Genomic DNA, 21,380 nt, shown 5'->3' on the forward strand with positions numbered 1-21,380 from the left:
AATGCCGATCAGTGATGATCGGCATTTTTGTAGGTGCGCACATTGGCTGCCTTGGCCAGACGCAACGTGGCCTCACGGATTTCTTCCTGATTGAGTGACGCGAAGCCCAGGCGCAGTGCATTTTCCGGCTGGTCCAGTGGCGAAAACTGCCTGCCACTGCGTACCACCAGCCCATGGTCCAGGGCGCTTGCCACCGTCTGATCGACGTTTATCTGATCTTCGAACCGCACCCACAGCGCCAGCCCGCCTTCCGGTTCCCGCACACTGATCCGCTCGCCGAAGGCCTCGTGCAGGCAGGTCTGCAAGGCTTCGCGGCGGGCGCGGTATTCCTTGGAAACACGGCGCAGATGCTTCTTCAATTCGCCATCATTGATCAGGTCCGCGAGCATCTTCTGCGCGATCGCATCGGCATCGCCCAGCATCAGTGCGGCGTTGATGTGCAAGGTTTCAATCACATCAGTAGGTGCAACCACATAGCTGCAGCGAAACGTCGAGCCGAGGGCCTTGGATAACGAACCGACATAGATCACATGACGCTGCGAGCGGTCGCTGGCCAGGGGCAGGTAGGGCCGCCCGTTGAAGTGATACTCGTGGTCGTAGTCTTCTTCGATGATGCAGAAGTCATGCTGCGCCGCCAAGGCCAATAGCTGTTGCCGCCGCGCCGCGTGCAAGCTCACGGTGGTGGGGAATTGGTGGTGTGGCGTGAGATAGATCATCCGCACCTTATGTGCACGGCACAGGCGATCGATCTGGTCCGTGCGACAGCCTTCTTCGTCCAGGTCCACCGTGACCAGTTGCGCGCCCAGTTTGCGGAAAATTTCCCAGGCCGGCGGGTAGCTCAGCCGCTCCACCAGCACCACGTCGCCGGGTTTCAGCAGCAGGCTGGCTGTCAGGTAAAGCGACATCTGGGTGCCTTGGGTCAGGCAGATATTCTCGGCGCTGACCCTCAGCCCCCTGTTGTTGCGCAGCATCTCGGCCAGGGCACAGCGCAAATGGTAGCCGGTGGCCTCACTGCCGTAGCGCACGGAGTTCGAGGCGAAACTGCTGCGCAGGGCATTGCGGTAGTAGCGATGCAGGACGGCTTGGGGCAGCAAGCGGTGGTCGCTGGTGCCGTTATCGAAAAACAGCGCGCCATGTCGATGCTGCAGTGCCGTCACCTGGGCGTTCTGGGCGAAATACGGGACGACCGCCTGCGCCAGGATGGGCGGTGCGAAGGACGGCTGCGCGCGACTCGGCAATTGCTTGGGCGTCAACTGCGCATTGACGAAGGTCCCGCGTCGCGGCTCGCTGACCAGCCAGCCTTTGGTCAGGGCTTCTTCGTAGGCCAGGATCACGGTCTTGCGGTTGACGTCGAGCAACTGCGCCATTTCCCGCGTGCCCGGCAGCAAGGTGCCAGGCGGCAATCGGCCGTCAAGGATCGCGGTCACCAGGCCTTCGGCAATCTTGCGGTAGGACGCCTGGCTGCCACTGTCGTCGAGGTTGAGCAGCGGACGCCATTTACGCATCTGGACCATCTGAAGTATCCAAAACTGGAGGTTCTAATGGGCCTAGTCTAGCGCAACAATCAAGCCTCACTCACCCCCGAGGTTGTTATGAATACACGTCATGTCATCGAACTGTCCCCCTCGGGGAAAACCGTTGAGGCCGGTGACGAGCTGTTGCTGGATGCGATGCTCGCCAATGGCCTGTTCGTGCCGTTCTCCTGCCGGCGCGGTGCCTGTGGATCGTGCAAGGTGGTGGTTGCAGAGGGGGAGTACCGGGCCAAACACCTGGCGCCGGATGCCCCCGCGCCGTGCTATCCGTTGGCGGCCAATGAAATGCTGTTGTGCCAGAGCCATGCCTGCGGCGACATGCGCCTGGAAATTCCCGGCTGGTCATTGGACACGCCTACGTTGGTGGTCGAGGCACAGGTTGTGAGTAAACGCGCGGTGGCACCCGACATCATTGAGCTGGTGGTGATGCCGGACAGGCCGTTGGCAGTGCGGGCTGGCCAATACCTCAAGGTCCGTCTGGTCGATGGCGACTCGCGGTGTTTCTCCATCGCCAACCTGCCGGCTGAAGACGACGGCCGCCTGGTTTTTCAGATTCGACGGGTGAGCGGCGGGCTGTTTTCCGAGGCAATCCTGGACGACCTTGATGCGGGCGACGTGTTGCAACTGGAAGGGCCTTTTGGTGCCTGCACCTGGCAGGACAATGACGCTGCGTCTGTGGTCTTGTTCGCCACCGGCACCGGCTACGCCGGCATCAAGCCGATCCTGCTGACCGCCTTGAAGCGTGATATCGACGTGACGTTGTACTGGGGAGGCGCGCAGCCGGCAGATTTCTACGACCACGCGTTCCTGGACAAATCGGTCATCGACCACCCGCGTTTTCACTGGCACCCGGTGCTCGCTTCGCAGGGGCGGGTGCAGGAAGTCGCGCTGAGCCACGGGCATCACTGGGAAACGGTCCAGCTGTATGCGTGCGGTAACGGCGCAATGATCAGCCAGGTGCGTACGGAGTGCCTTGCATCGGGCTTGCCCAGCCATCGGTTTGTCGCCGAAGCCTTTGTGCCCAGCGGCCGCTCAAGCGCTGAAACGACGCCAAGGCTGCTGCACCCGGTCTGGGAAAAAGTCGGCCCGCGCTACTCTCTCGACGGCATGCTGGCGGCGCGCGAACAGTCCATACGTGCCCTGGCGGCGATTGCCAGCCGACTGCGGGTGGGCATGACCACCGGCGAAGCCCTCGACATGGCCGCCGAACAACTGCAGGCCATGGGCGCATCCCACACGTGGCACCCCACCTATATCCGCTTTGGCGACGACACGGTCCGGCCACCCCGTGAAGGGATTGACCGCCAGCGCAGGCTGCGCGCCACCGATATCGCCGTGGTAGACCTGGGCCCGGTGTGGGACGGCTATGAAGGCGATTATGGCGATACCTTTGTGTTCGGTGACTCACCGTTGCACCTCGCGTGCAGAACCGCACTGCACGCCGTGTTCGACGAAACCCGCGAAGCCTGGTTGCGCGGCCTTACCGGTCGTGAACTCTATGACTTTGCCGAGCAAAGCGCGGAGTCAAAAGGCTGGAGGCTGGCGCGCAACCTCGCCGGCCATCGCCTCGCGGATTTCCCCCACGCGTTGTTCGAGAACAAGGAGCTGGCCGACCTGGAGATCCCCCCGAGCGAAATGGCCTGGGTCCTGGAAATCCAGCTGTGCCATCCCACCGAACCGGTCGGTGGTTTTTTCGAGGATATGTTGATGCTGCAAGCGTGAAGAGCCCGCCGTCGCGGCGGGCTCCTTTACATCAGCGCTTGGTTCAGAGCTTCGGCAGTTGGCCGATACGGCCCATCATTTCAGTCACGATCTGCAGGTCGAGCAGGAACTGGTCGACGGTCTTGAACTCGTTGTCGGTGTGCCCGGTGTATTTCACTTCCGGGCGCGCCAGGCCGAATTGCACGCCGTTGGGCAGTTCATGCACGGAGGTGGCGCCGGCCGAGGTACCGAACTTGTGCTCCATGCCCAGGTTTTCCGTGGACACCGCGAGCAGGGCCTTGACCCATTCGCCTTCCGGGTTACGGTACATTGGCTCGGCCACCGAGTAGGTGAAGTCCACCTTGACCTTGGATTTCTTGTCCCAGGCGCTCAGCTTGTCGGCGATCTCGGCCTTGAGTTTCTCCGGCGACTTGCCCTTCGGCACGCGCAGGTTCACCGCCAGCTTGAAGGCGTTGTCATCCAGGCCGACAAAAGTCAGCGACGTGGTCAGCGGGCCCATGAATTCATCGGAGAAGCCCACGCCCAACTTGCCGCCCAGGTAATCCAGGCCCCAGTTGTCGGACGCATAACGCGCAGCGTCGGTGATGTGGTTGTGCTTGAGGGCGATCTTGCCGTCGACGCTGTGGATCAGCTCCAGCATGCGCGATACCGGGTTAACCCCGGATTCTGGCTCGGACGAGTGAGCGGACACGCCGGTGACGGTCAGCTTGACGTCTTTGCCATCGACCTTGGCGGCCACTTCAAAATCACCACCGTTGCGCTTGGCGTATTCAGTGCCGGCTTTTTGCAGGCTGGCGGCCAATTCGGCAGGTTTGTCGCTGACAAAAGTAGCCACCGACGCCGACGGAATCTGATTGGTGGCCATGCCGCCGGTCATTGCGATGATTTCCGCGCCTTTGCCTTCACCCTGGCGGCGTGGGAACGTCGCCATCACTGTGCCGTAGCCTTTCTCGGCAATCACCACCGGGTAGCCGCCATCCAGCGCCAGGTTGTACGGCGGGGTCGGATTTTTTTCGAAGTAGTAAGGGATCGCGTCGCCGGAGGTTTCTTCGGTGGTGTCCACCAGCAGCTTGAAGGTGCGCGCCAGCGGCAGCTTCTCTTCCTTGATCACTTTCATGGCGTACATGGCTACCACGATGCCGTTCTTGTCATCCTCGGTGCCACGGCCGTACATGCGGTCGCCGATCAGCGTGACCTTGAACGGATCGAGCTTGGTGCCATCTTTCAGCACCCAGTTTTCCGGCGTTACCGGCACCACATCGGCGTGGGCGTGGATGCCGACCACTTCATCGCCGCTGCCTTGCAGGGAGATTTCGTAGACGCGGTTGTCGATGTTGCGAAAGTTCAGGTCAAAGGCCTTGGCCAGGTCCTGGATCTTCCCGGCGATCTTGAGGAATTCCGGGTTTTTGTACTGGGGCAAACCGTCGACGTTAAAGGTCGGGATTTCCACCAGCTCGCGCAGGGTTTCGGTGGCGGCCTTGCCGTATTTCACCCGCGTGTAGAGGCCGAGCAGACGATTGATTTCGTTCTGTTGGTCGGCGCTCAGGGTTTTGTTGTCGAGGAAGGTCTTGATCGCCGGGCCGACATCGCCGGTCTTGCCCAGGTCGCCCTTGGCCACGGCACTGAGGAAACCACGAAAATCGGTGACAGACGTTTCGTTGAAACTCTTGAGAATCGCCGTGCTCTGGTCAGGGGTGATGTTGGCGAAGGCGGAGCTGGTGATGGCCGAGAGGCTCGCCGCGAACAGGGTGGCCGCCGCCAGTTGCTTGAGTGGAAAGTGCATTGAGAGACGCATTCCTTTGCAGGTAGTGAGTAGGAAGTTTCTGATCGAATTGTCAGAAACATTTCCACACACTACCACTACACAGGTGCCCTTGGTCAATGCTGGCCAGGATGCGGTTCTGGGTACTCTTCGGTCACGTTCAAGGCTCTAGCGTAGGGGCCATCCCACAATTGCTGATGCAATTGCCCGACACGTTTGGCCATCGCTTCGCTGTGCATGACCACTTCCAGGTTGCGCGAATTATCCAGGTACCCACCCAGCCAATTGCTGGTGCCGATCCAGGCGACCTGCCCGTCGATCTCCATGGTCTTGCTGTGGATCACCCGCGCGTAGGGGATAAACCCTTGCTTGGCTTGCGGCAGAGTGACGATTTTGATTTGGACGTTAGGCAGCACCGCCAGGCTCTTGAGGTAGGGCAGCTCCCGCTTGTCGGTGTTCCAGTTGGACACCATCAGCTTGACCGACACCCCACGCGCCGCTGCGGCGCGCACGGCGTTGTCGATCACCGCGTAGTACGGACGGGTCTTGTCCGGGCCGTAGGAAAGCGGCGCGTAATCCAGCAGTTGCACACGCACTTCCTGTTTGGCTTCGCCCAGCAACCGTGGCAGTTCCAGCTGTGAATCGCCGACGCCTGGCGGGTTGTAGCGGTGCGGACTGGCGACCAGGTAGTTGCCGGTGCGCGGTGGCTCCTGGCTCGCGGCAGGCAGCGGCACCGGTTGGTTGTCGGTCAGCGCTTGCTGGGCGTTCCAGTCTTGCTCGAAGACCGCCTGCACCTGGCCCACCACGGCTGCATCACTGATACGCAACCCGGTTTCGTGAATATGTTCCAGCGAGCGCCAATCGAAGTTCTGACTGCCGATAAATGCCTGCTTGCCATCCACCACCATGTATTTGGCGTGGATGATGCCACCGCTCACACGGGCGTAGGGCAATACGCGAAAGGTCAGGTTGGGGATCGCGCGCAAGCGCTCAAGCGTGGCCGGTTCCGACAGCTTCAAACCCTTTTCTTCCAGCAGAAAGCGAATCTTCACACCGCGTTTGCCGGCGGCTTCCAGGCGTTCGATCACGTGGTCCATCACCGAGCCCGGGTGGTCGGCGGCGTAGAACTGGCCAATATCAATGCGGCGCTTGGCACCGTCGAAGAGTTCGCTCCATACCGGGCCGGGCTGGCGCAAGTCGTCTGTGCCGAGGGCGGTATCCACCGGCACCGTGTGCACCAGCTCAAACCCTGGAATCGAAAAGTCCGCCTGGGCCAGCGGACTTATCAGCACGCCAGCCAGGCCTGCAACACGCAACTTCAAGGAAACGGACATAGGGATTCCTGTCACAAAAGAAAGCGGGCGCATTGCGCGCCCGCGGGTACGTCTACGCCGTGCGGCTGTGCAAGGGCGTTGGCACCAGGTGTGGTACTTCACTCTGCACGCGCGCGCCGGTGGCGGCGCGGATCAGCAGGATCTTCAGCTGGTCGTTGATGCGCTCCAGGCTGTCCTGGAAGAAGTTATGGAACACCACGCAGAACAGCGCGATGGCGATCCCCAGGCCGGTGGCAAACAGTGCCGTGCCGATGCCACCGGAGATCTGCCCTGGATCGGACACACCCGCCGTGGCCAGCGCCTTGAACGTGTCGATGATGCCGAGAATGGTGCCCAGCAAGCCCAATAGCGGGGCGGCAGTGGTGATGGTCTCGATGATCCACAGGCTGCGTGCCAGCGGTGCGCGGGTGGTCAGGTACTGGGTTTCGATGACGTCATCCAGGTCTTTGCGCGACCCCTGCGACGCTTTCTGTGCCAGGACCGGCAACACCATGTTCAGCGGTAGGCTGTCGCGGCGTTTCAGGTCTTGCGGCAAGTCGCGCTCGCTGTGCACGTGGGCGCCGAGCACGTCGGTCAGCGCTCGGGCCTGGCGGCGTACGTAGGCGAAGTAGATACCGCGCTCGATGGTGATAAAGATGGCGATGGCCATCGCGGCATACATCACATAAAAGGTGATGTCGTGGAGCAGGTTCATGTCCATGTTCAATTACCTCGCCGTTAGAAATTGGCTTCCAGGGAAACCGTCACAGTGCGCTCCAGGCCCACGATGTAGGCCGGGTCGCCATCGCGGAAGCCGCCGTAGGTGGCCGCGTTGGTCTTGGTGGTATACACGCCGTCCAGGTACTTCTTGTCGAACAGGTTGTCGACGTTCAGGCGCAGGGTCGCGTCCTTGACCACCTTCTTGTCCACCGGCAGGTAGATACCGGCGCCGGCGTTGAATACGGTGCGGCCGGAGATGGCTTCATCGTTGGTCAGGTCGCCGTAGAGCTTGCTGGTGTACTTGCCGCCGAAGGTGCCGTAGAAGCGGCCATCGTCGTAACCGATGTTGGCCGCCAGCATGTTTTTCGGCACGTTGGCGAACTGCTTGCCGCTGGTCGGCAAGAGGATGGCCCGGCCCGCGTTGTAGACGGTCAGGTCGTCCTGCTGTTCGGCCTTGGTGTAGGTGTAGGAGGTGTAGTAATTGAAGTGGTTGGGCAGCAGGCCACTCCACTCCAGCTCCAGGCCACTGTTGTTGACGGAACCGGCGTTGATGTCGGCAAAGTCACCGTTGATGTCGCGCGACGACACCTGGCGGTCCTTGAACTGCATGTAGAACAAGGTGGCGGCCACGGTCATGTCTTCATCGGTGTAGCGCCAGCCCAACTCGTGGTTCCAGCTGGTTTCCGGCTTGGCATCGATGGAGCCGGCGCCCTTGTCGTACAGCACGTAGTTCTGCGGGATGCGCATGTTGCGCGACAGGCTGTAGAACAACTGGTCGCGTTCATCCAGCTGGTATTTAAGGCCGACGTTGGGCAGCAGTTTGTTGTAGGTCTGGTTACGTTTTTCCGCCTGTTCGGTGAGGCTGCCGTGGTTGGTGCCGTCACGCTTGACGTTCATGTAGGCCAGGCCGGCCACCAGGGTCCAGTCCGGGTTGAGGTACCAGGTGTCCTGGGCCCAGACCTTCTGTGCCGGGGTGACGGTGAAGCGGTCGCGGCCCTGGACGGTATTGCCGTTGGCATCGACCACGGCGTCGTTGGAGTCCGGCCAGGTGTCGACGGGTTTGCCGCTGGCCTTGAGCGCAATGAAGGGTTGGGTCTGGCTCTGGCGTGCGCGCTCGTACCAGTAGCCCACTTGCACGCTGTGATCGCCCAGGTCCCAGTTCAGCTTGGTGGTGATGCCCGGACGCCAGGTCTGCGTGCGTGAAGGGCGGTAGTACACGCCACTGTTCGGGGTGCCGTCCGCGTTGTACTGGGCGCCGGTGGGCAGGTTGCCCAGGTCGAACACGCCGCCCTGGTTCGAGCCGCGGTTCAGTGCATAGCTGGACGCGCCGACGCCACTGCCGTTACCCCAGTAGTAATACGGAATCACCGACAGCGCGAGGTTGTCTGCCAGTTTGAACTGGGTGTTGAGCACGGCGGTGAACGTCTGGAAAGGATTCTGCGCCAGGGCGTAATAGCTGTTGTACTTGCCGTTGCTGCCCACGGTCGGCGTGGCCGGGTAGGGATCGTACTTGCGGCCGTTCTGCTGGTATTGGGCCTTGGTCAGTTGGCTGTAACTGTTGTTGTCTTGCTCGTGGTACTTGAGGATCAGGTTGGCGGTGTTGCCATCGCCTGCATCGAAGAAGCTGTTCCACTCCACTTTGTCCGCGCGCACGGCGCCCGAGCCACGCCACATCTGGCCTTCGGTATGGGACGCCGACAGCCAGTTGCTCAGGCCATTGATCTCGCCGGTGTTGAGGCGGGCGAAGGTCTTGCGCGTGGCGTTGCTGCCCATGACCTGCTTGACGAACGCACCGGTTTCCTTGGTCGGGCGAATGGTCACGATGCCGATGTTGCCGCCGCTGGAACCAATGTGCGGGCCGTCGGCTTCGGCCGAGCCCTGGGTGACGAAGATCTGCTCGATGTTTTCCGGGTCGCCCAGCAAGTTGGAGTACAGCGCGTAGTTGCCAGAGTCGTTGATCGGCATGCCGTCCACCGACATGCCCACCTGGTCGGAGTTGAGGCCGCGCATGGTGAAGCGGAAGCCCGACAGGCCGGTGGCGTCTTCGCTGGAGATGTTCAAGCCTGGGGTGTACTTGAGCTTGTCCACGGCGTTGCCTGTGGCGGTCTGTTTATCCAGCGCCTCCTTGGTGACGGTGGAGCGGCCCTTGATGCTTTCTTCCTGCACCATGTAGCCGCCACCTGCCGTGGCCTTGCCCTGGACCCCAATGGTCCCGACGTCGCTGTCGCGGGTGTCGGCCATGACCATGCCATGGCCCATGCTTGCGGCAACGAGTGCCAGATGAATCCGTGTGAACCTCATCACTGTCGTCCTGGTGTCGGGTGCTTATTGCACGCTGTAGTTGAAGGTGGCGGTGAAGCGCTGCTCATTGCGCCCCCCGAAGGCTTGCTCGGGGAACGGCTTGACTTGCTTGATACGGCGCAAGCTGTTGGTAGCGGCCCGGTTGAGCAACATGTTCGAGGCCTGGGTCTGCAAGCCGGAATCGAGAACCCGGCCCTGACGGTCTACCAGCAGCCAGACCACCACCTCGCCGGTTGGGCGTTCGAGGGAGGCCTGGCGTCCGGTGGGGTACTGCTTGTAGGTGTCCAACTCGTTGCGCAAACCCTTGAGGTAACCGCCTTCCAGGGCTTGGCCATCGACCTTGGGCGGAGCGGGCGGCGCCGGTGTCGGTGCAACCTGGGCGACAGCCGTCGGTGCGGGTTTGGCCGCGACCGGTGGCGGCGTGGGCGCAGGTGCGGGCTTGGCCACCACCGGCTTGGGCAGCGGTTTTGGCTTGGGCTTGGGCTCAGGTTTTGGCAGCGGTTTGGGCGGTGGTGGAGGCGGGGCGGGCTCGGCCTCTTCATCCTCGATGACCGGCGGTGGTGGCGCTTGTTCCACCACCGGCTGAGGGATCACTTCCGGCTCTGGCTCGACCAGCGCCAACTCCACCGCCGACTCGTCATAGACGGGCTCGACCTTCAACGTCTGGGACTGGATTCCCAGTGCAATCAGCACCAGGGCGATCAGGGCCGGCACACTGCCCAGCAGCTGACGCGCACGGAACAGGACGTACATGATCAGGACTTGCGCGTGGCGATGGACACAGAGGTAAAGCCACCCAGACGCAGGGTGTCCATCACCTCCACCAGGCGCGAAACTTCGACGCCTTTGTCGCTGTTAACGATGATGGTCGACTTGGTGTCGGGCTTTTCTGCGGCTTTCAATGCCGGCACCAGTGCATCGACCGTGAGGTCTTTGCCATCAAGCTGCAACTGACCTTCCAGACCCAGGGTCAGGATGAATTTGTTCTGTGGCTTGAGCTGTTGCGAACTGCTGGCACTCGGCAGTTGGGTCTTCATGCCGAGGGCCGGAATCACGTTCAGGCTCACGAGTACGAAAAACACCAGGAGGAACATCATCACGTCGATCATCGGGATCAGTTCGATGTGCGCCTTGCGTTTTTTCGGTTCGTCCCAGGTTCTCATTCCGTTACCCCGTTATTGAATTAGGGGCGACACGCTAACAACCAAAAATGACCGATTGGTTAACTTTTATTGACGTTTTAAGCGCTCTAGGACGCGTCTTACAGAAGACTCGTCAGTCATTTTAGTGACGTAACAGAATTGAAACCCGGCGGGGCCATTCTCGAAAACTTTACATCGAGGCCCCCCCAAAAATGCGTAGTGAACTGCCACAGTTGTCCACCCCGCGACTGTTAATGCGCGCACTGGAAAACCACCAGGCCGAGACGTTGTGCGCCCTCGCCAACGGCCCGAAGATCGCCGACAACACTGCGAGTATCCCGTCGCCCTACACCCTGGAAACGGCGCTGGATTTTATCGCGGGCATGCAGGCGAAATTTCGCTCGGTAGGGCTGTTGAGCCTCGGTGTGCATGTGCGCGACACCGGCGCGTTGATCGGTATCGCCAGCTTGCGCATCAATGCGACCCATCACTATGGGCACCTTGGCGGCTGGACGGCGGCAGATGCGCGCAACCTGGGGTACGCGACCGAGGCGGCGACCGTGCTGATGGACCACGGCTTCGCCGACCTCGGCCTTCATCGTGTGGGCAGCCAGTGCTTCAGTCGCAACAAGGCGTCGGCACGGGTCATGGAGAAGATCGGCTTGCAGTACGAGGGCTGCCTGCGCGGGGCATTCCTCAAGAACGGCGTGCATGAAGACATGCTGGTGTTCGCCACGCTGCGTGAGGATTGGGAGTGTCGGCGGTGAGGGGCGAGGTTGATCAGGGCCGGCGTCGGGTACTCGCCGGGCTGGCCGTTGCAACCACCTTTTCGATCCTCAGCCCATTCGCCCGCAGTGCCGGGGTGGACTATCCATTCACCCTGGGCGTGGCTTCCGGGGACCCGTTGCCGGATGGTTTTGTGATCTGGACGCGCCTGGCGCCGCTGTTCAATGCCGCCGATGGCCATGGTGGGCTGAGCCGCACGGTGCCGGTGCGTTGGCGGGTCGCCAGCGATGCCGCGATGACCCGCGTGGTGCGCCAGGGTGAGGTCATGGCCAGCGAGCGATGGGCGCACTCGGTGCATGTGGAGGTGGCGGGGCTGCAGCCGGGCAGGCCGTACTGGTATCAGTTCGAAGGGCTCGGCGCGCAAAGCCCGGTGGGGCAGTCGCGCACGGCGCCGGCCTTGGATGCCATGCCGTCGGCGCGCTTGGGGTTTGTCTCGTGCTCGCATTGGGAGCGAGGTTACTTCAGTGCGTATCGCCACCTGGCGCAGGAACAGCCTGACCTGGTGTTTTTTCTGGGCGACTACATCTACGACAGTTCCTACGCGGTGGGCTCGGGCAAGATCATTCGCCCCCATGGCAGCGGCAATGCGGTGAGCTTGAGTGACTACCGCAACCGCTATGCCCTGTACAAAACCGACCCGGACCTGCAAGCCTTGCACGCCGTAGCCCCCAGCGTCGCGACCTGGGACGATCACGAAGTGCAGAACGACTACGCCAACCGCTGGTCCCAGGACCCGAAGATCCCGGTCGGGCAATTTCTGCAACAGCGGGCTGCGGCTTACCAGGCCTATTACGAACACATGCCGCTGCGTGTCAGCAGTGTGCCCAAAGGGCCGGACATGCGCATTTATCGGCGCCTGGACTACGGTCGGTTGGCTCGTTTCCATGTGCTGGACGGCCGACAGTACCGCTCCGAACAACCCTGTATTTTGCCCAATGGCAGCCATCAGGGGCACATCGCCGATGACCTCTGCCACGACTTGCGCGACCCCGGTCGCACGATGCTCGGTTGGCAACAAGAGGCCTGGTTGGATCAGGGCTTTGCCCAGTCGAAGGCGCAGTGGAATGTTATCGCCCAGGACCTGCTGGTAGCGCCGCTGACCCAGCGTGACTTGACCAGCCACACGCCGGGGCGCTGGACCGATGGCTGGGACGGCTACATGGCCAACCGCTCACGGATGCTGGCGTCCATCGTGCGCAATCGGGTTGACAACCCAGTGTTCTGGGGCGGCGATATCCATTCGTTCTGGGTGACGGATGTGCATGCCGATGGCAATAATCCGGATTCGCCCGTGGTCGCCACGGAGTTCGTCGGTACGTCAGTGACGTCGGATGGGCCGCCGTTCGAGGCGTTCAGCAAGATCCTGCCGCTCAACCCCCATGTGAAGTTTTTCGACAGTCGTCAGCGCGGGTATGTATCGGTGGAAGTGGATGAGCACCAGATGCTCACTCAGTTGCGGGTGATCACCGACCCGCGTGATCCGGCGGCCACGGTGTCGACCCTCAAGTCGTTTGTGGTGGCGTCGGGGCGGGCGGGGGCGATGGTGGTGTAGGTGAAAAAGCCTGCTCTGGCAGGCCGGTTTTCTGTGGTGAACGGGGCACACCCGCTCACCAGGGGGCGATGTGCCGTCTCAGGCGATTTCGTAGCGCACCGACAGCGCGCCCTTTTTTTCTGAAAGGGCCAGGATGGTCACCTGGCCAAGTTCGCCCAACGTTTGCACGTGGGTGCCGCCGCAGGCATACGCGGGCAATTGGCCGAAGCCGACTTGGCGGGTGCCGTCTTCCAGGTTCATATGGCGCGGGTAGTCCGCAGCGATCCACTGGTTGACGTGATGCTGGATGGTCTCGGCCTCCATGGCTTGCGCGGCTTCGCCACGGATGAAGGTGATCTTGCCTTCGCCTGGCCAGTGATGGGCCTTGATCGGCATCCAGCCCAACGTCTCGCCCACGTTGCCGATCAAGTGTCCGGCGGAATGCAGCCGAGTGTGCAAGGCGCGACGCTGTTCATCGACCCGCGCGGTGATCGGGCCTGGTTCCAGCGGGCGGTCGACGTAGTGCACTACACGATCGGCCTCCTGGGTGACACGCAGCACAGCACTGTCACCGAGCCAACCGGTATCGAAGGGTTGCCCACCGCCCTGGGGGTGAAAAATCGTCGACTGCAGGATGACCGCAAACTGGTCCTCATGAGGGGTGCAACTCAGCACCTCAAGCTCGGCAGTCAAGTGGTCGTGGGTAAAAAACAGGCGCTCGGTCATGATCTACATCCGCATCAGGGTTCTGCCGGCAGTATAAATAGTGCGCGGATGGGTGATAATCCGCTCATCTATCAATGGACCTGTGCACCATGAGCATCAATCTACCGTTGCCGCTGCTGGGCGAAATGGCGATTTTCGTCAAAGTGGTGGAAACCGGCAGCTTCTCCGAAGCCGCCCGGCAAATGGGCGCCTCGCCATCCTCGGTGAGCCGCAGTATCTCGCGCCTGGAGAAGGCCCTGGCGACACGGTTGCTGCAACGCACCACGCGCAAGTTGCGCCTGAGCGAGGGCGGGGAAGAGGTGTTCAAGCGTTGCCAGGAGATGGTCAACGCGGCGCGCTCGGTGATGGAGATCAGCGGCCAGTTCACCCACGAAGCCGAAGGGCTGGTGCGGGTCAGCGTGCCCAAGGCGGTGGGGCGCTTTGTGGTGCACCCGCATATGCCGGAGTTTTTGCGGCGTTATCCCAAGGTGGACGTGCAGTTGATCCTGGAGGACCGACAGGTGGACCTGATCGATGACAACGTCGACCTGAGCATTCGCATCACTGACAGCCCGCCGCCGGGGTTGGTCGGCCGGCAGTTATTGCCGATCGAGCATCTGCTGTGCGCGACCCCGCAGTACCTGGCCGAGCACGGAACACCGGGCCACCCCCAGGATTTGCTGGCGCACAGTTGCATCTACCTGGGGGAAACCCCGGGGGATTCACGCTGGAAATTTCGCCAGGCTGGCAAGACGGTGACGGTCGCGGTGCGCGGACGCTACGCGGCGAACCACACCGGTGTACGGCTGGATGCGGTGTTGCAGCATCTGGGCATTGGCAGCTTGCCGTACTTTACGGCGCGGCATGCGTTGGAGGAGGGGCGGTTGGTGCAGGTATTGCCGGGGTGGGACTTCATTGCGTCCTACCATGGCGAGGCGTGGTTGCTGCATTCGCCAACGCGGTATTTGCCACCGAAGCTGCGGGTGTTCATTGATTATCTGGTGGCGTGCATGGCGAAGGAACCGACATTGCGCCGACAAAACGGGTAGACGCCGGCAAGCCGGCGCCTACAGGGGGAATCAGTGCTTGCTCTGGTCGTCCGGCATGGCCAGCAGCTGCTTTTCCTGGTTCCAGTCGAACGGTTCGTCGTTCTGTTCGGCTTCGAAGCGACGCTCTTCCAGGGCCTGGTAAAGGTCCAGTTCCTCATCGGGCATGAAGTGCAGGCAGTCACCGCCAAAGAACCACAGCAGGTCGCGCGGGACCAGGTGGGCAATCTGCGGGTAGCGCAGGATGACCTGGCTCATCAGGTCCTGGCCCAGGTACTGGCTTTCGATCGGGTCGATCGGCAGCAAGGCGCGCAATTCGTCGAAACGCTCCAGGAACAGCGAGTGGCTTTCCTCGGGTACCTGTTCGGCTTCGCCGACGGCAACCAGGATGCTGCGCAAGTGGTCGAGCAAGACGAGATGATCGGCAACGACGTTGGACACGAGATAAGTCCTCTAAAGCAAAAACGGGCGCGAGAGTATATAGCTCCCGCGCCCGTATTTATATGACCGCTCGACTCAGCGGACTTTACCCTCAGCCTGGGTCAGTTCTTCCTTGCTGAAATCATCCACGTCGATCACCTTGCGCCGTGCGGCTTCAGCGTCACGCAGCGTCTGCGCTTCAGCCGGTTGCAGCACGCCGGCGTGCAGTGCCGCATCGATGGCGTGTTCCCCGGCCGTCGGTTTGACCTGGCCGCTCTTGAGCGCGGTGTGCAGTTTCTTCTGCAACGGATGGCTGGCGCCGAGCAGGTCGTAGGCATGTTGCAGGGCGCCTACGGGGTCTTCCGACGATTGCGGGCGGTAGCAGCCGGCCAGCAACTCTTCCAGGGTCGGGTCGCCTTTGGCACGGCCGATCACCGCCGCCACTTCGGCATCCAGCGCATCGGACGGCCCGGTATGGCGACGTCCGAACGGGAACACGATCACCCGCAACAGGCAACCCAGCACCTTGTTCGGGAAGTTGCTCAGCAGTTCATCCAGCGCACGCTCCGATTCCCCGAGGCTTTCTTCCATGGCCCAGGCGAACAACGGTTCAAGGTGGTCCGGTGAATCGAGATCGTGATAACGCTTGAGTGCGGCCGATGCCAGGTACATATGGCTCAGCACATCACCCAGGCGTGCCGACAGGCGTTCGCGACGCTTCAGTTCGCCACCCAGCAGCATCATGCTCAGGTCGGCCAGCAGCGCGAACGCGGCAGCCTGACGATTCAATGCGCGGAAATAACCCTGGCTCAAACGGTTGCCCGGGGCCTTCTCGAAATGACCCACCCCAAGGTTCAGTACGAGGGTGCTGGCGGCGTTGCTCACGGCAAACCCGATGTGCTGCATCAGCAGTCCGTCGAATTCCTTCAGCGCCTGGTCATGGTCCTCGCGACCGGCCAGGGCCATTTCCTTGAGCACGAACGGATGGCAACGGATCGCACCCTGACCGAAGATCATCAGGTTGCGCGACAGGATATTCGCGCCTTCCACGGTAATGAAGATCGGTGCGCCTTGCCAGTTGCGTCCCAGGTAATTGTTGGGACCCATGATGATGCCCTTGCCGCCGTGCACGTCCATCGCATGGCTGATGCACTCGCGACCGCGTTCGGTCAGGTGATACTTGAGGATCGCCGAAAGTACCGAGGGTTTTTCCCCCATGTCCACGGCATTGGCGGTCAGCATGCGCGCACTGTCCATCAGCCAGGCGTTGCCGCCGATGCGGGCCATGGCTTCCTGGATACCTTCGAACGCCGACAGGGGCACATTGAATTGTTCGCGCACCTGGGCGTATTGGCCAGTCACCAGGCTGGTGAACTTGGCCGCACCTGTGCCGACCGCAGGCAGGGAAATAGAACGGCCCACCGAGAGGCAGTTCATCAACATCATCCAGCCCTTGCCGAGCATTTCCTGGCCGCCGATGAGGAATTCCAGGGGAATGAACACGTCCTTGCCGGAGTTGGGGCCGTTCATGAACGCCGCGCCCAGGGGCAGGTGGCGACGGCCGATTTCCACGCCGGGGGTGTCGGTGGGGATCAGCGCCAGGCTGATGCCCAGGTCTTCCTCTTCACCCAAGAGGTGGTCCGGGTCATGGGCCTTGAAGGCCAGGCCCAGCAGCGTCGCGACCGGGCCGAGGGTGATGTAGCGTTTTTCCCAGTTCAGTCGCAGGCCGAGGGTTTCCTTGCCTTCCCATTCCCCTTTGCAGATCACGCCGGTATCAGGCATGGCGCCGGCATCGGAGCCGGCCAGCGGGCCGGTGAGTGCAAAACAGGGGATGTCATCACCACGGGCCAGGCGTGGCAGGTAGTGGTTGCGTTGTTCGTCGGTGCCGTAGTGCAGCAGCAGCTCGGCAGGGCCGAGGGAGTTGGGCACCATCACGGTGGAGGCCAGGTCACCGCTGCGGGTGGCGAGTTTCATCGCCACCTGGGAGTGGGCGTAGGCGGAGAAGCCCTTGCCGCCATATTCCTTGGGAATGATCAGGGCGAAGAAGCCATGGGTCTTGATGTGCTCCCAGGCAGCGGGTGGCAGGTCCATGGCTTGGCCGATTTCCCAGTCGCTGACCATGGCGCAGAGTGCTTCGGTAGGGCCGTCGATGAACGCCTGTTCTTCTTCGGTCAGTTGCACCTTGGGGTAGGCCAGTAGCTTGTCCCAGTCGGGGCGCCCACTGAACAGCTCGCCGTCCCACCACACGGTGCCCGCGTCGATGGCATCACGCTCGGTCTCGGACATGGGCGGCAGGACTTTCTGGAACCAACTGAAGAGCGGCTTGGTGAAGTATTGGCGGCGCAGGTCGGGCAGCAGCAGGGGAGCGGCCACGGCGGCGATCAACACCCAGAAGATCAGCAGCAGCCAACCCGGTGCGTGGCTCCACGCGCCCATCGCCAGCAGGTAGACGGCAACCACACCCAACGCGGGCAGGGGGGCGACGCGGCGGTGTGCGAGGTAGGCAATGCCGACCACCAGAACCAGTATCCACAACAACAGCATATTCAATCCTCCGTGAAACCAGGGGCGAAACCACCAGGGAGCTTAGTCGGCATCCGAACAAGCTGGGTGATCAGGGTGTTACAAGTTGTACTGGGAGCACCTGGCTTCAGGCGCCGACATTTGGCCGAATCGTCGTTATCGCTGTGGCAGACCTGTCGTTAAACTCCAGGCTTATCCCGGAGATCACGCGCATGGATACGTACCTGAGTCCCAGCCGCTTCATCGATAGTGACCACCCTGCGGTGGTGGAGTTCGCCGAAAAACACCGCGGAACCCGCGCGGCTGCAAGTGACCAGGCAGTCAGCCTTTATTACGCCGTGCGCGAAGCGATTCGCTACAACCCCTACACTTTCAGCCGTGATCCGGACACGCTGAACGCCAGCTTCGCCCTGGCCACCGGCGAAAGCTATTGCGTGCCCAAGGCCACTTTGCTGGCTGCCTGCGCCCGGCATTGCGGGATCCCGGCGCGCATCGGCCTGGCGGACGTGCGCAATCACTTGTCGACGCCGCGCCTGATCGCCTTGCTCAAGAGTGATGTGTTCGCCATGCACGGTTATACCGAGCTTTACCTCAATGATCGCTGGGTCAAGGCCACCCCCGCGTTCAACCAGCAATTGTGTGCGGTGTTCGACGTGCCACCGCTGGACTTCGACGGCATCCATGACAGTGTCTTCCACGCGTTCAACCGTCAGGGCCAGCGTTCGATGGAGTACGTGGTGGACCACGGGCAATTTCCTGATGTGCCCGAGGCATTTTTCTTCGCCCATATCCAGCAGTGCTACCCCCACCTGTTTGGCGAGGACATGCCCGCGCTGCTCGGCGACATGCAGAGCGATTTAAGCCGCGCGTGAACCGGCGTATGCTGCTGCGTTCATCAAGCCATGTTCATCAACAATAAAAGGCGCGGTCATGCTGAAAATCTGGGGTCGTAAAAATTCATCAAACGTCAGGAAGGCACTGTGGTGCGCCGAGGAGCTCGGCCTGGACTATGAGGCAATTGATGCGGGCGGGGCTTTTGGTGTGGTCGACACGCCGCAGTACAGGGCGTTGAACCCCAACGGTCGAGTGCCGATGATCGAAGACGGCGACTTTGTGCTGTGGGAGTCCAATACCATCGTGCGTTACCTCTGCGCCAAGCAGGCCTCGAGCTGGTACCCTAGCGACCTGAAGGCCCGCGCCAACGCAGAAAAGTGGATGGACTGGACCACTTCCACCTTTGCCGAACCGTTCAAGATCGTGTTCTGGGGCGTGTTGCGCACCCCGGTGGAAAAACAGAACTGGGACACTATCCACGCTGGGCGCCAAGCCTGTATCGATGTGCTCAAGACGGTCGACCAAGCGCTCGCCACACAGCCGTATCTGTCGGGCGAAGAGATCGGCATGGGCGATATCCCCTTGGGCAGTTTCATCTACGCCTGGTTTGAAATGCCCATCGAACGGCCTGCAATGCCCCATCTAGAGGCCTGGTACCAGCGCCTGCAACAACGTCCAGCCTATCGCAAGGCGGTCATGACTGCGTTGACTTAATACCCACTATTAATACGGGTGACTGTACTTGTGCGGCGCGGGCAAGCACCATGCTTGTCATGCGCCGCCGTTGAACTACCTGGGCTGCGCCCCCATCTACTCTTTCTATTCCCTTCTTTGGTGCGTAATCCGATATGAGTTCCGCTCTGTCCATCCGGCAGCTAACCAAAACCTACGGCAACGGTTTCCAGGCCCTGAGTGGTATCGATCTGGACGTTGCCGAAGGTGACTTCTTCGCCTTGCTCGGCCCTAACGGCGCCGGCAAATCCACCACCATCGGTATCCTCTCCACCCTGGTCAACAAGACCAGCGGCTCGGTGAATATCTTCGGCCATGACCTGGACAAATCCCCGGCGGCGCTCAAGCGTTCCATCGGCGTGGTGCCCCAGGAATTCAACTTCAACCAGTTTGAAAAGACCTTCGACATCGTCGTGACCCAGGCGGGCTACTACGGCATCCCGGCGAAAGTTGCCAAGGAGCGCGCCGAGCAGTACCTCACTCAACTGGGCCTGTGGGACAAACGCGATGTGCCTTCGCGTTCGTTGTCCGGTGGCATGAAGCGCCGCCTGATGATCGCCCGAGCACTGGTGCACGAGCCACGCCTGCTGATCCTCGACGAGCCCACTGCTGGCGTGGACATCGAGCTGCGTCGCTCGATGTGGACCTTCCTCACCGAGCTGAACGAGAAGGGCATCACCATCATCCTCACCACCCATTATCTGGAGGAGGCTGAGCAGCTGTGCCGCAACATCGGCATCATCGACCACGGCACCATCGTCGAGAACACCAGCATGCGTAATCTGCTGGGCCAGTTGCATGTGGAAACCTTCCTGCTCGACCTGAAGAACAACCTGTCGGTGTCGCCACAATTGCTGGGCTACCCGAGCCGTCTTGTCGACAGCCACACCCTGGAAGTGCAGGTGGACAAGGCCATGGGCATTACCGCGCTGTTCACTCAGTTGGCGGCCCAGAACATCGAAGTACTGAGCCTGCGTAACAAAACCAATCGCCTTGAGGAGTTGTTCGTGTCCCTGGTGGAGAAAAATCTGGCGAAGGTGGCGGTATGAGTTCCGAACTGCAACCCAACCTCGTCGCGCTGCAAACCATCGTTTATCGCGAAGTGAAACGCTTTACCCGGATCTGGCCGCAGACCCTGCTGCCGCCGGCGATCACCATGGTCTTGTACTTCGTGATCTTCGGTAACCTGATCGGCCGGCAAATCGGTGACATGGGTGGCTTCACCTACATGGAATACATCGTGCCGGGCCTGATCATGATGTCGGTGATTACCAACTCCTACGGCAACGTGGTCTCCAGTTTCTTCGGCAGCAAGTTCCAGCGCTCCATCGAAGAGCTGATGGTGTCGCCGGTGTCGCCGCACACCATCCTGATCGGCTACACCCTTGGCGGCGTGCTGCGTGGCCTGATGGTCGGCGTGATCGTGACCCTGCTGTCGCTGTTCTTCACGCACCTGCAGGTGCATCACCTCGGGGTCACCATTCTGGTGGTGGTGCTGACGGCGACGATCTTCTCGCTGCTGGGCTTCATCAACGCCGTGTTTGCGCGCAACTTCGATGATATTTCGATCATCCCGACGTTTGTGCTGACGCCGCTGACGTACCTGGGCGGGGTGTTCTATTCCATCACCCTGCTGCCGCCGTTCTGGCAGACCGTGTCGCTGGCCAACCCGGTGCTGCACATGGTCAACGCCTTCCGCTATGGCATTCTGGGTGTGTCGGACATCAAGATCAGTGTGGCGATCACTTTCATGATCGTGGCCACCGTGGTGCTGTATGTCGGCTGCGCGCGGTTGCTGGTGAGCGGGCGCGGGATGCGTACGTAAGCGGCGATCCGCAATGAAAAACGGCCTCAAATGAGGCCGTTTTTTATTGTTTCACGACCTGGCGAAGGCGGCCCGACAGCCAACCACTATCTAACTGTCACCCCGCGATCCAAAAATGTGGGAGCGGGCTTGCTCGCGAAAGCGCTCTTACAGCCGACCACTATCTAACTGTCACCCCGCGATCCAACTGTGGGAGCGGGCTTGCTCGCGAAGACGGCCTGACACCCAACCACTGTCTGCCTGTCACCCCGCGATCCAAAATGTGGGAGCGGGCTTGCCCGCGAAAGCGGCCTGACAGCCAACCACTCTCTGCCTGTCACACCGCGATCCAACTGTGGGAGCGGGCTTGCTCGCGAAGGCGGCCTGACAGCCGACCTGAATGTTGGATCAGACCGGGTACATATCCGTTATCTAGGCAACGGCTGCTATGGGTTCCGCTCTTACAGCGGCTCACTTTTGAACAGCGCAAAAGTAAGCAAAACGCTC

General features: G+C 61.4%; 18 protein-coding genes. 8 read left to right on the plus strand and 10 right to left on the minus strand.

The window, feature by feature from the left end; genetic code table 11:
• Positions 1-8 precede the first annotated feature (8 nt).
• Positions 9-1,514 carry a MocR-like pyridoxine biosynthesis transcription factor PdxR gene (gene pdxR / locus ATH90_RS09655; RefSeq protein ID WP_098466153.1) on the minus strand — a complete coding sequence of 502 codons (1,506 nt, stop codon included), beginning with the start codon at positions 1,512-1,514 and terminating at the stop codon, positions 9-11.
• 78 nt (positions 1,515-1,592) lie between these two features.
• Between pdxR and ATH90_RS09660 the strand changes: the two genes are divergently transcribed.
• Entirely contained in the window at positions 1,593-3,254 is a 1,662-nt protein-coding gene (locus ATH90_RS09660) for a M24 family metallopeptidase (RefSeq protein WP_098466154.1), read from the plus strand.
• A gap of 43 nt (positions 3,255-3,297) precedes the next feature.
• On the opposite strand, the gene ATH90_RS09665 is transcribed toward ATH90_RS09660, so the two are convergent.
• The 6 genes from ATH90_RS09665 to ATH90_RS09690 form a co-directional block, all read right to left on the minus strand.
• A complete protein-coding gene (locus tag ATH90_RS09665) occupies positions 3,298-5,037 on the minus strand; it encodes a dipeptidase (protein WP_098466155.1) in 1,740 nt (579 codons plus the stop codon).
• A gap of 95 nt (positions 5,038-5,132) precedes the next feature.
• Entirely contained in the window at positions 5,133-6,350 is a 1,218-nt protein-coding gene (locus ATH90_RS09670) for a phospholipase D-like domain-containing protein (RefSeq protein ID WP_098466156.1), read from the minus strand.
• Positions 6,351-6,402: 52 nt separating this feature from the next.
• Entirely contained in the window at positions 6,403-7,050 is a 648-nt protein-coding gene (locus ATH90_RS09675; RefSeq protein WP_034106522.1) for a MotA/TolQ/ExbB proton channel family protein, read from the minus strand.
• A 17-nt stretch (positions 7,051-7,067) separates the two neighbouring features.
• The gene (locus ATH90_RS09680; protein ID WP_069022620.1) at positions 7,068-9,350 is read right to left on the minus strand and encodes a TonB-dependent receptor; all 2,283 of its coding nucleotides are present in this window, start codon (positions 9,348-9,350) and stop codon (positions 7,068-7,070) included.
• A 24-nt stretch (positions 9,351-9,374) separates the two neighbouring features.
• Positions 9,375-10,103: an energy transducer TonB family protein gene (locus tag ATH90_RS09685; RefSeq protein ID WP_098466157.1), complete on the minus strand. Its 729-nt coding sequence runs from the start codon at positions 10,101-10,103 to the stop codon at positions 9,375-9,377.
• Between the two features lie 2 nt (positions 10,104-10,105).
• Positions 10,106-10,513 (minus strand): ExbD/TolR family protein, encoded by a 408-nt coding sequence (locus tag ATH90_RS09690; protein ID WP_005786670.1) that lies wholly within the window; start codon positions 10,511-10,513, stop codon positions 10,106-10,108.
• A gap of 191 nt (positions 10,514-10,704) precedes the next feature.
• Here ATH90_RS09690 and ATH90_RS09695 point away from each other — a divergent pair, with 191 nt between their 5' ends.
• Together ATH90_RS09695 and ATH90_RS09700 are read left to right on the plus strand one after the other, a co-directional pair.
• On the plus strand, positions 10,705-11,259 hold the full coding sequence (locus tag ATH90_RS09695; protein ID WP_098466158.1) for a GNAT family N-acetyltransferase: 555 nt from the start codon (positions 10,705-10,707) through the stop codon (positions 11,257-11,259).
• Positions 11,256-12,830, plus strand: coding sequence for an alkaline phosphatase D family protein (locus ATH90_RS09700; RefSeq protein ID WP_098467660.1), 1,575 nt, complete (start codon positions 11,256-11,258; stop codon positions 12,828-12,830). The genes ATH90_RS09695 and ATH90_RS09700 overlap by 4 nt, the downstream gene beginning before the upstream one ends.
• Positions 12,831-12,908: 78 nt before the next feature.
• Here the strand turns inward: ATH90_RS09700 and ATH90_RS09705 are convergent, their stop codons facing one another.
• Complete coding sequence (locus ATH90_RS09705) at positions 12,909-13,535, minus strand: serine-tRNA(Ala) deacylase AlaX (protein WP_034106513.1); 627 nt, start codon at positions 13,533-13,535, stop codon at positions 12,909-12,911.
• A gap of 89 nt (positions 13,536-13,624) precedes the next feature.
• On the opposite strand from ATH90_RS09705, the gene ATH90_RS09710 reads away from it, so the two are divergent.
• Positions 13,625-14,563, plus strand: a complete 939-nt coding sequence (locus ATH90_RS09710; RefSeq protein WP_069022618.1) for a LysR family transcriptional regulator — start codon at positions 13,625-13,627, stop codon at positions 14,561-14,563.
• 30 nt (positions 14,564-14,593) lie between these two features.
• On the opposite strand, the gene ATH90_RS09715 is transcribed toward ATH90_RS09710, so the two are convergent.
• Both ATH90_RS09715 and ATH90_RS09720 read right to left on the minus strand, forming a co-directional pair.
• Positions 14,594-15,001, minus strand: a complete 408-nt coding sequence (locus tag ATH90_RS09715; protein WP_010211653.1) for a PA2817 family protein — start codon at positions 14,999-15,001, stop codon at positions 14,594-14,596.
• 75 nt (positions 15,002-15,076) lie between these two features.
• Entirely contained in the window at positions 15,077-17,524 is a 2,448-nt protein-coding gene (locus ATH90_RS09720; RefSeq protein ID WP_098466159.1) for an acyl-CoA dehydrogenase, read from the minus strand.
• A gap of 191 nt (positions 17,525-17,715) precedes the next feature.
• On the opposite strand from ATH90_RS09720, the gene ATH90_RS09725 reads away from it, so the two are divergent.
• The 4 genes from ATH90_RS09725 (at position 17,716) to ATH90_RS09740 (ending at position 20,894) form a co-directional block, all read left to right on the plus strand.
• On the plus strand, positions 17,716-18,375 hold the full coding sequence (locus ATH90_RS09725) for a transglutaminase-like domain-containing protein (protein ID WP_034106507.1): 660 nt from the start codon (positions 17,716-17,718) through the stop codon (positions 18,373-18,375).
• Positions 18,376-18,433: 58 nt separating this feature from the next.
• Positions 18,434-19,051, plus strand: coding sequence for a glutathione S-transferase family protein (locus ATH90_RS09730; RefSeq protein ID WP_034106505.1), 618 nt, complete (start codon positions 18,434-18,436; stop codon positions 19,049-19,051).
• Between the two features lie 134 nt (positions 19,052-19,185).
• Positions 19,186-20,118 (plus strand): ABC transporter ATP-binding protein, encoded by a 933-nt coding sequence (locus ATH90_RS09735; protein ID WP_034106503.1) that lies wholly within the window; start codon positions 19,186-19,188, stop codon positions 20,116-20,118.
• Positions 20,115-20,894: an ABC transporter permease gene (locus ATH90_RS09740; RefSeq protein ID WP_034106501.1), complete on the plus strand. Its 780-nt coding sequence runs from the start codon at positions 20,115-20,117 to the stop codon at positions 20,892-20,894. The genes ATH90_RS09735 and ATH90_RS09740 overlap by 4 nt, the downstream gene beginning before the upstream one ends.
• Positions 20,895-21,380 lie beyond the last annotated feature (486 nt).

Source organism: Pseudomonas lurida (genome assembly GCF_002563895.1).
GTDB lineage: Bacteria > Pseudomonadota > Gammaproteobacteria > Pseudomonadales > Pseudomonadaceae > Aquipseudomonas > Aquipseudomonas lurida.

What these genes read in the sequence shown, in the direction of transcription:
- ATH90_RS09730 (WP_034106505.1), top strand. Translation starts at nt 18,434, where the DNA reads ATGCTGAAAATCTGGGGTCGTAAAAATTCATCAAACGTCAGGAAGGCA.
- ATH90_RS09665 (WP_098466155.1), bottom strand. Translation starts at nt 5,037, where the DNA reads ATGCACTTTCCACTCAAGCAACTGGCGGCGGCCACCCTGTTCGCGGCG.
- ATH90_RS09680 (WP_069022620.1), bottom strand. Translation starts at nt 9,350, where the DNA reads ATGAGGTTCACACGGATTCATCTGGCACTCGTTGCCGCAAGCATGGGC.
- ATH90_RS09725 (WP_034106507.1), top strand. Translation starts at nt 17,716, where the DNA reads ATGGATACGTACCTGAGTCCCAGCCGCTTCATCGATAGTGACCACCCT.
- ATH90_RS09720 (WP_098466159.1), bottom strand. Translation starts at nt 17,524, where the DNA reads ATGCTGTTGTTGTGGATACTGGTTCTGGTGGTCGGCATTGCCTACCTC.
- ATH90_RS09735 (WP_034106503.1), top strand. Translation starts at nt 19,186, where the DNA reads ATGAGTTCCGCTCTGTCCATCCGGCAGCTAACCAAAACCTACGGCAAC.
- pdxR (WP_098466153.1), bottom strand. Translation starts at nt 1,514, where the DNA reads ATGGTCCAGATGCGTAAATGGCGTCCGCTGCTCAACCTCGACGACAGT.
- ATH90_RS09660 (WP_098466154.1), top strand. Translation starts at nt 1,593, where the DNA reads ATGAATACACGTCATGTCATCGAACTGTCCCCCTCGGGGAAAACCGTT.
- ATH90_RS09740 (WP_034106501.1), top strand. Translation starts at nt 20,115, where the DNA reads ATGAGTTCCGAACTGCAACCCAACCTCGTCGCGCTGCAAACCATCGTT.
- ATH90_RS09675 (WP_034106522.1), bottom strand. Translation starts at nt 7,050, where the DNA reads ATGGACATGAACCTGCTCCACGACATCACCTTTTATGTGATGTATGCC.
- ATH90_RS09705 (WP_034106513.1), bottom strand. Translation starts at nt 13,535, where the DNA reads ATGACCGAGCGCCTGTTTTTTACCCACGACCACTTGACTGCCGAGCTT.
- ATH90_RS09695 (WP_098466158.1), top strand. Translation starts at nt 10,705, where the DNA reads ATGCGTAGTGAACTGCCACAGTTGTCCACCCCGCGACTGTTAATGCGC.
- ATH90_RS09690 (WP_005786670.1), bottom strand. Translation starts at nt 10,513, where the DNA reads ATGAGAACCTGGGACGAACCGAAAAAACGCAAGGCGCACATCGAACTG.
- ATH90_RS09685 (WP_098466157.1), bottom strand. Translation starts at nt 10,103, where the DNA reads ATGTACGTCCTGTTCCGTGCGCGTCAGCTGCTGGGCAGTGTGCCGGCC.
- ATH90_RS09670 (WP_098466156.1), bottom strand. Translation starts at nt 6,350, where the DNA reads ATGTCCGTTTCCTTGAAGTTGCGTGTTGCAGGCCTGGCTGGCGTGCTG.
- ATH90_RS09710 (WP_069022618.1), top strand. Translation starts at nt 13,625, where the DNA reads ATGAGCATCAATCTACCGTTGCCGCTGCTGGGCGAAATGGCGATTTTC.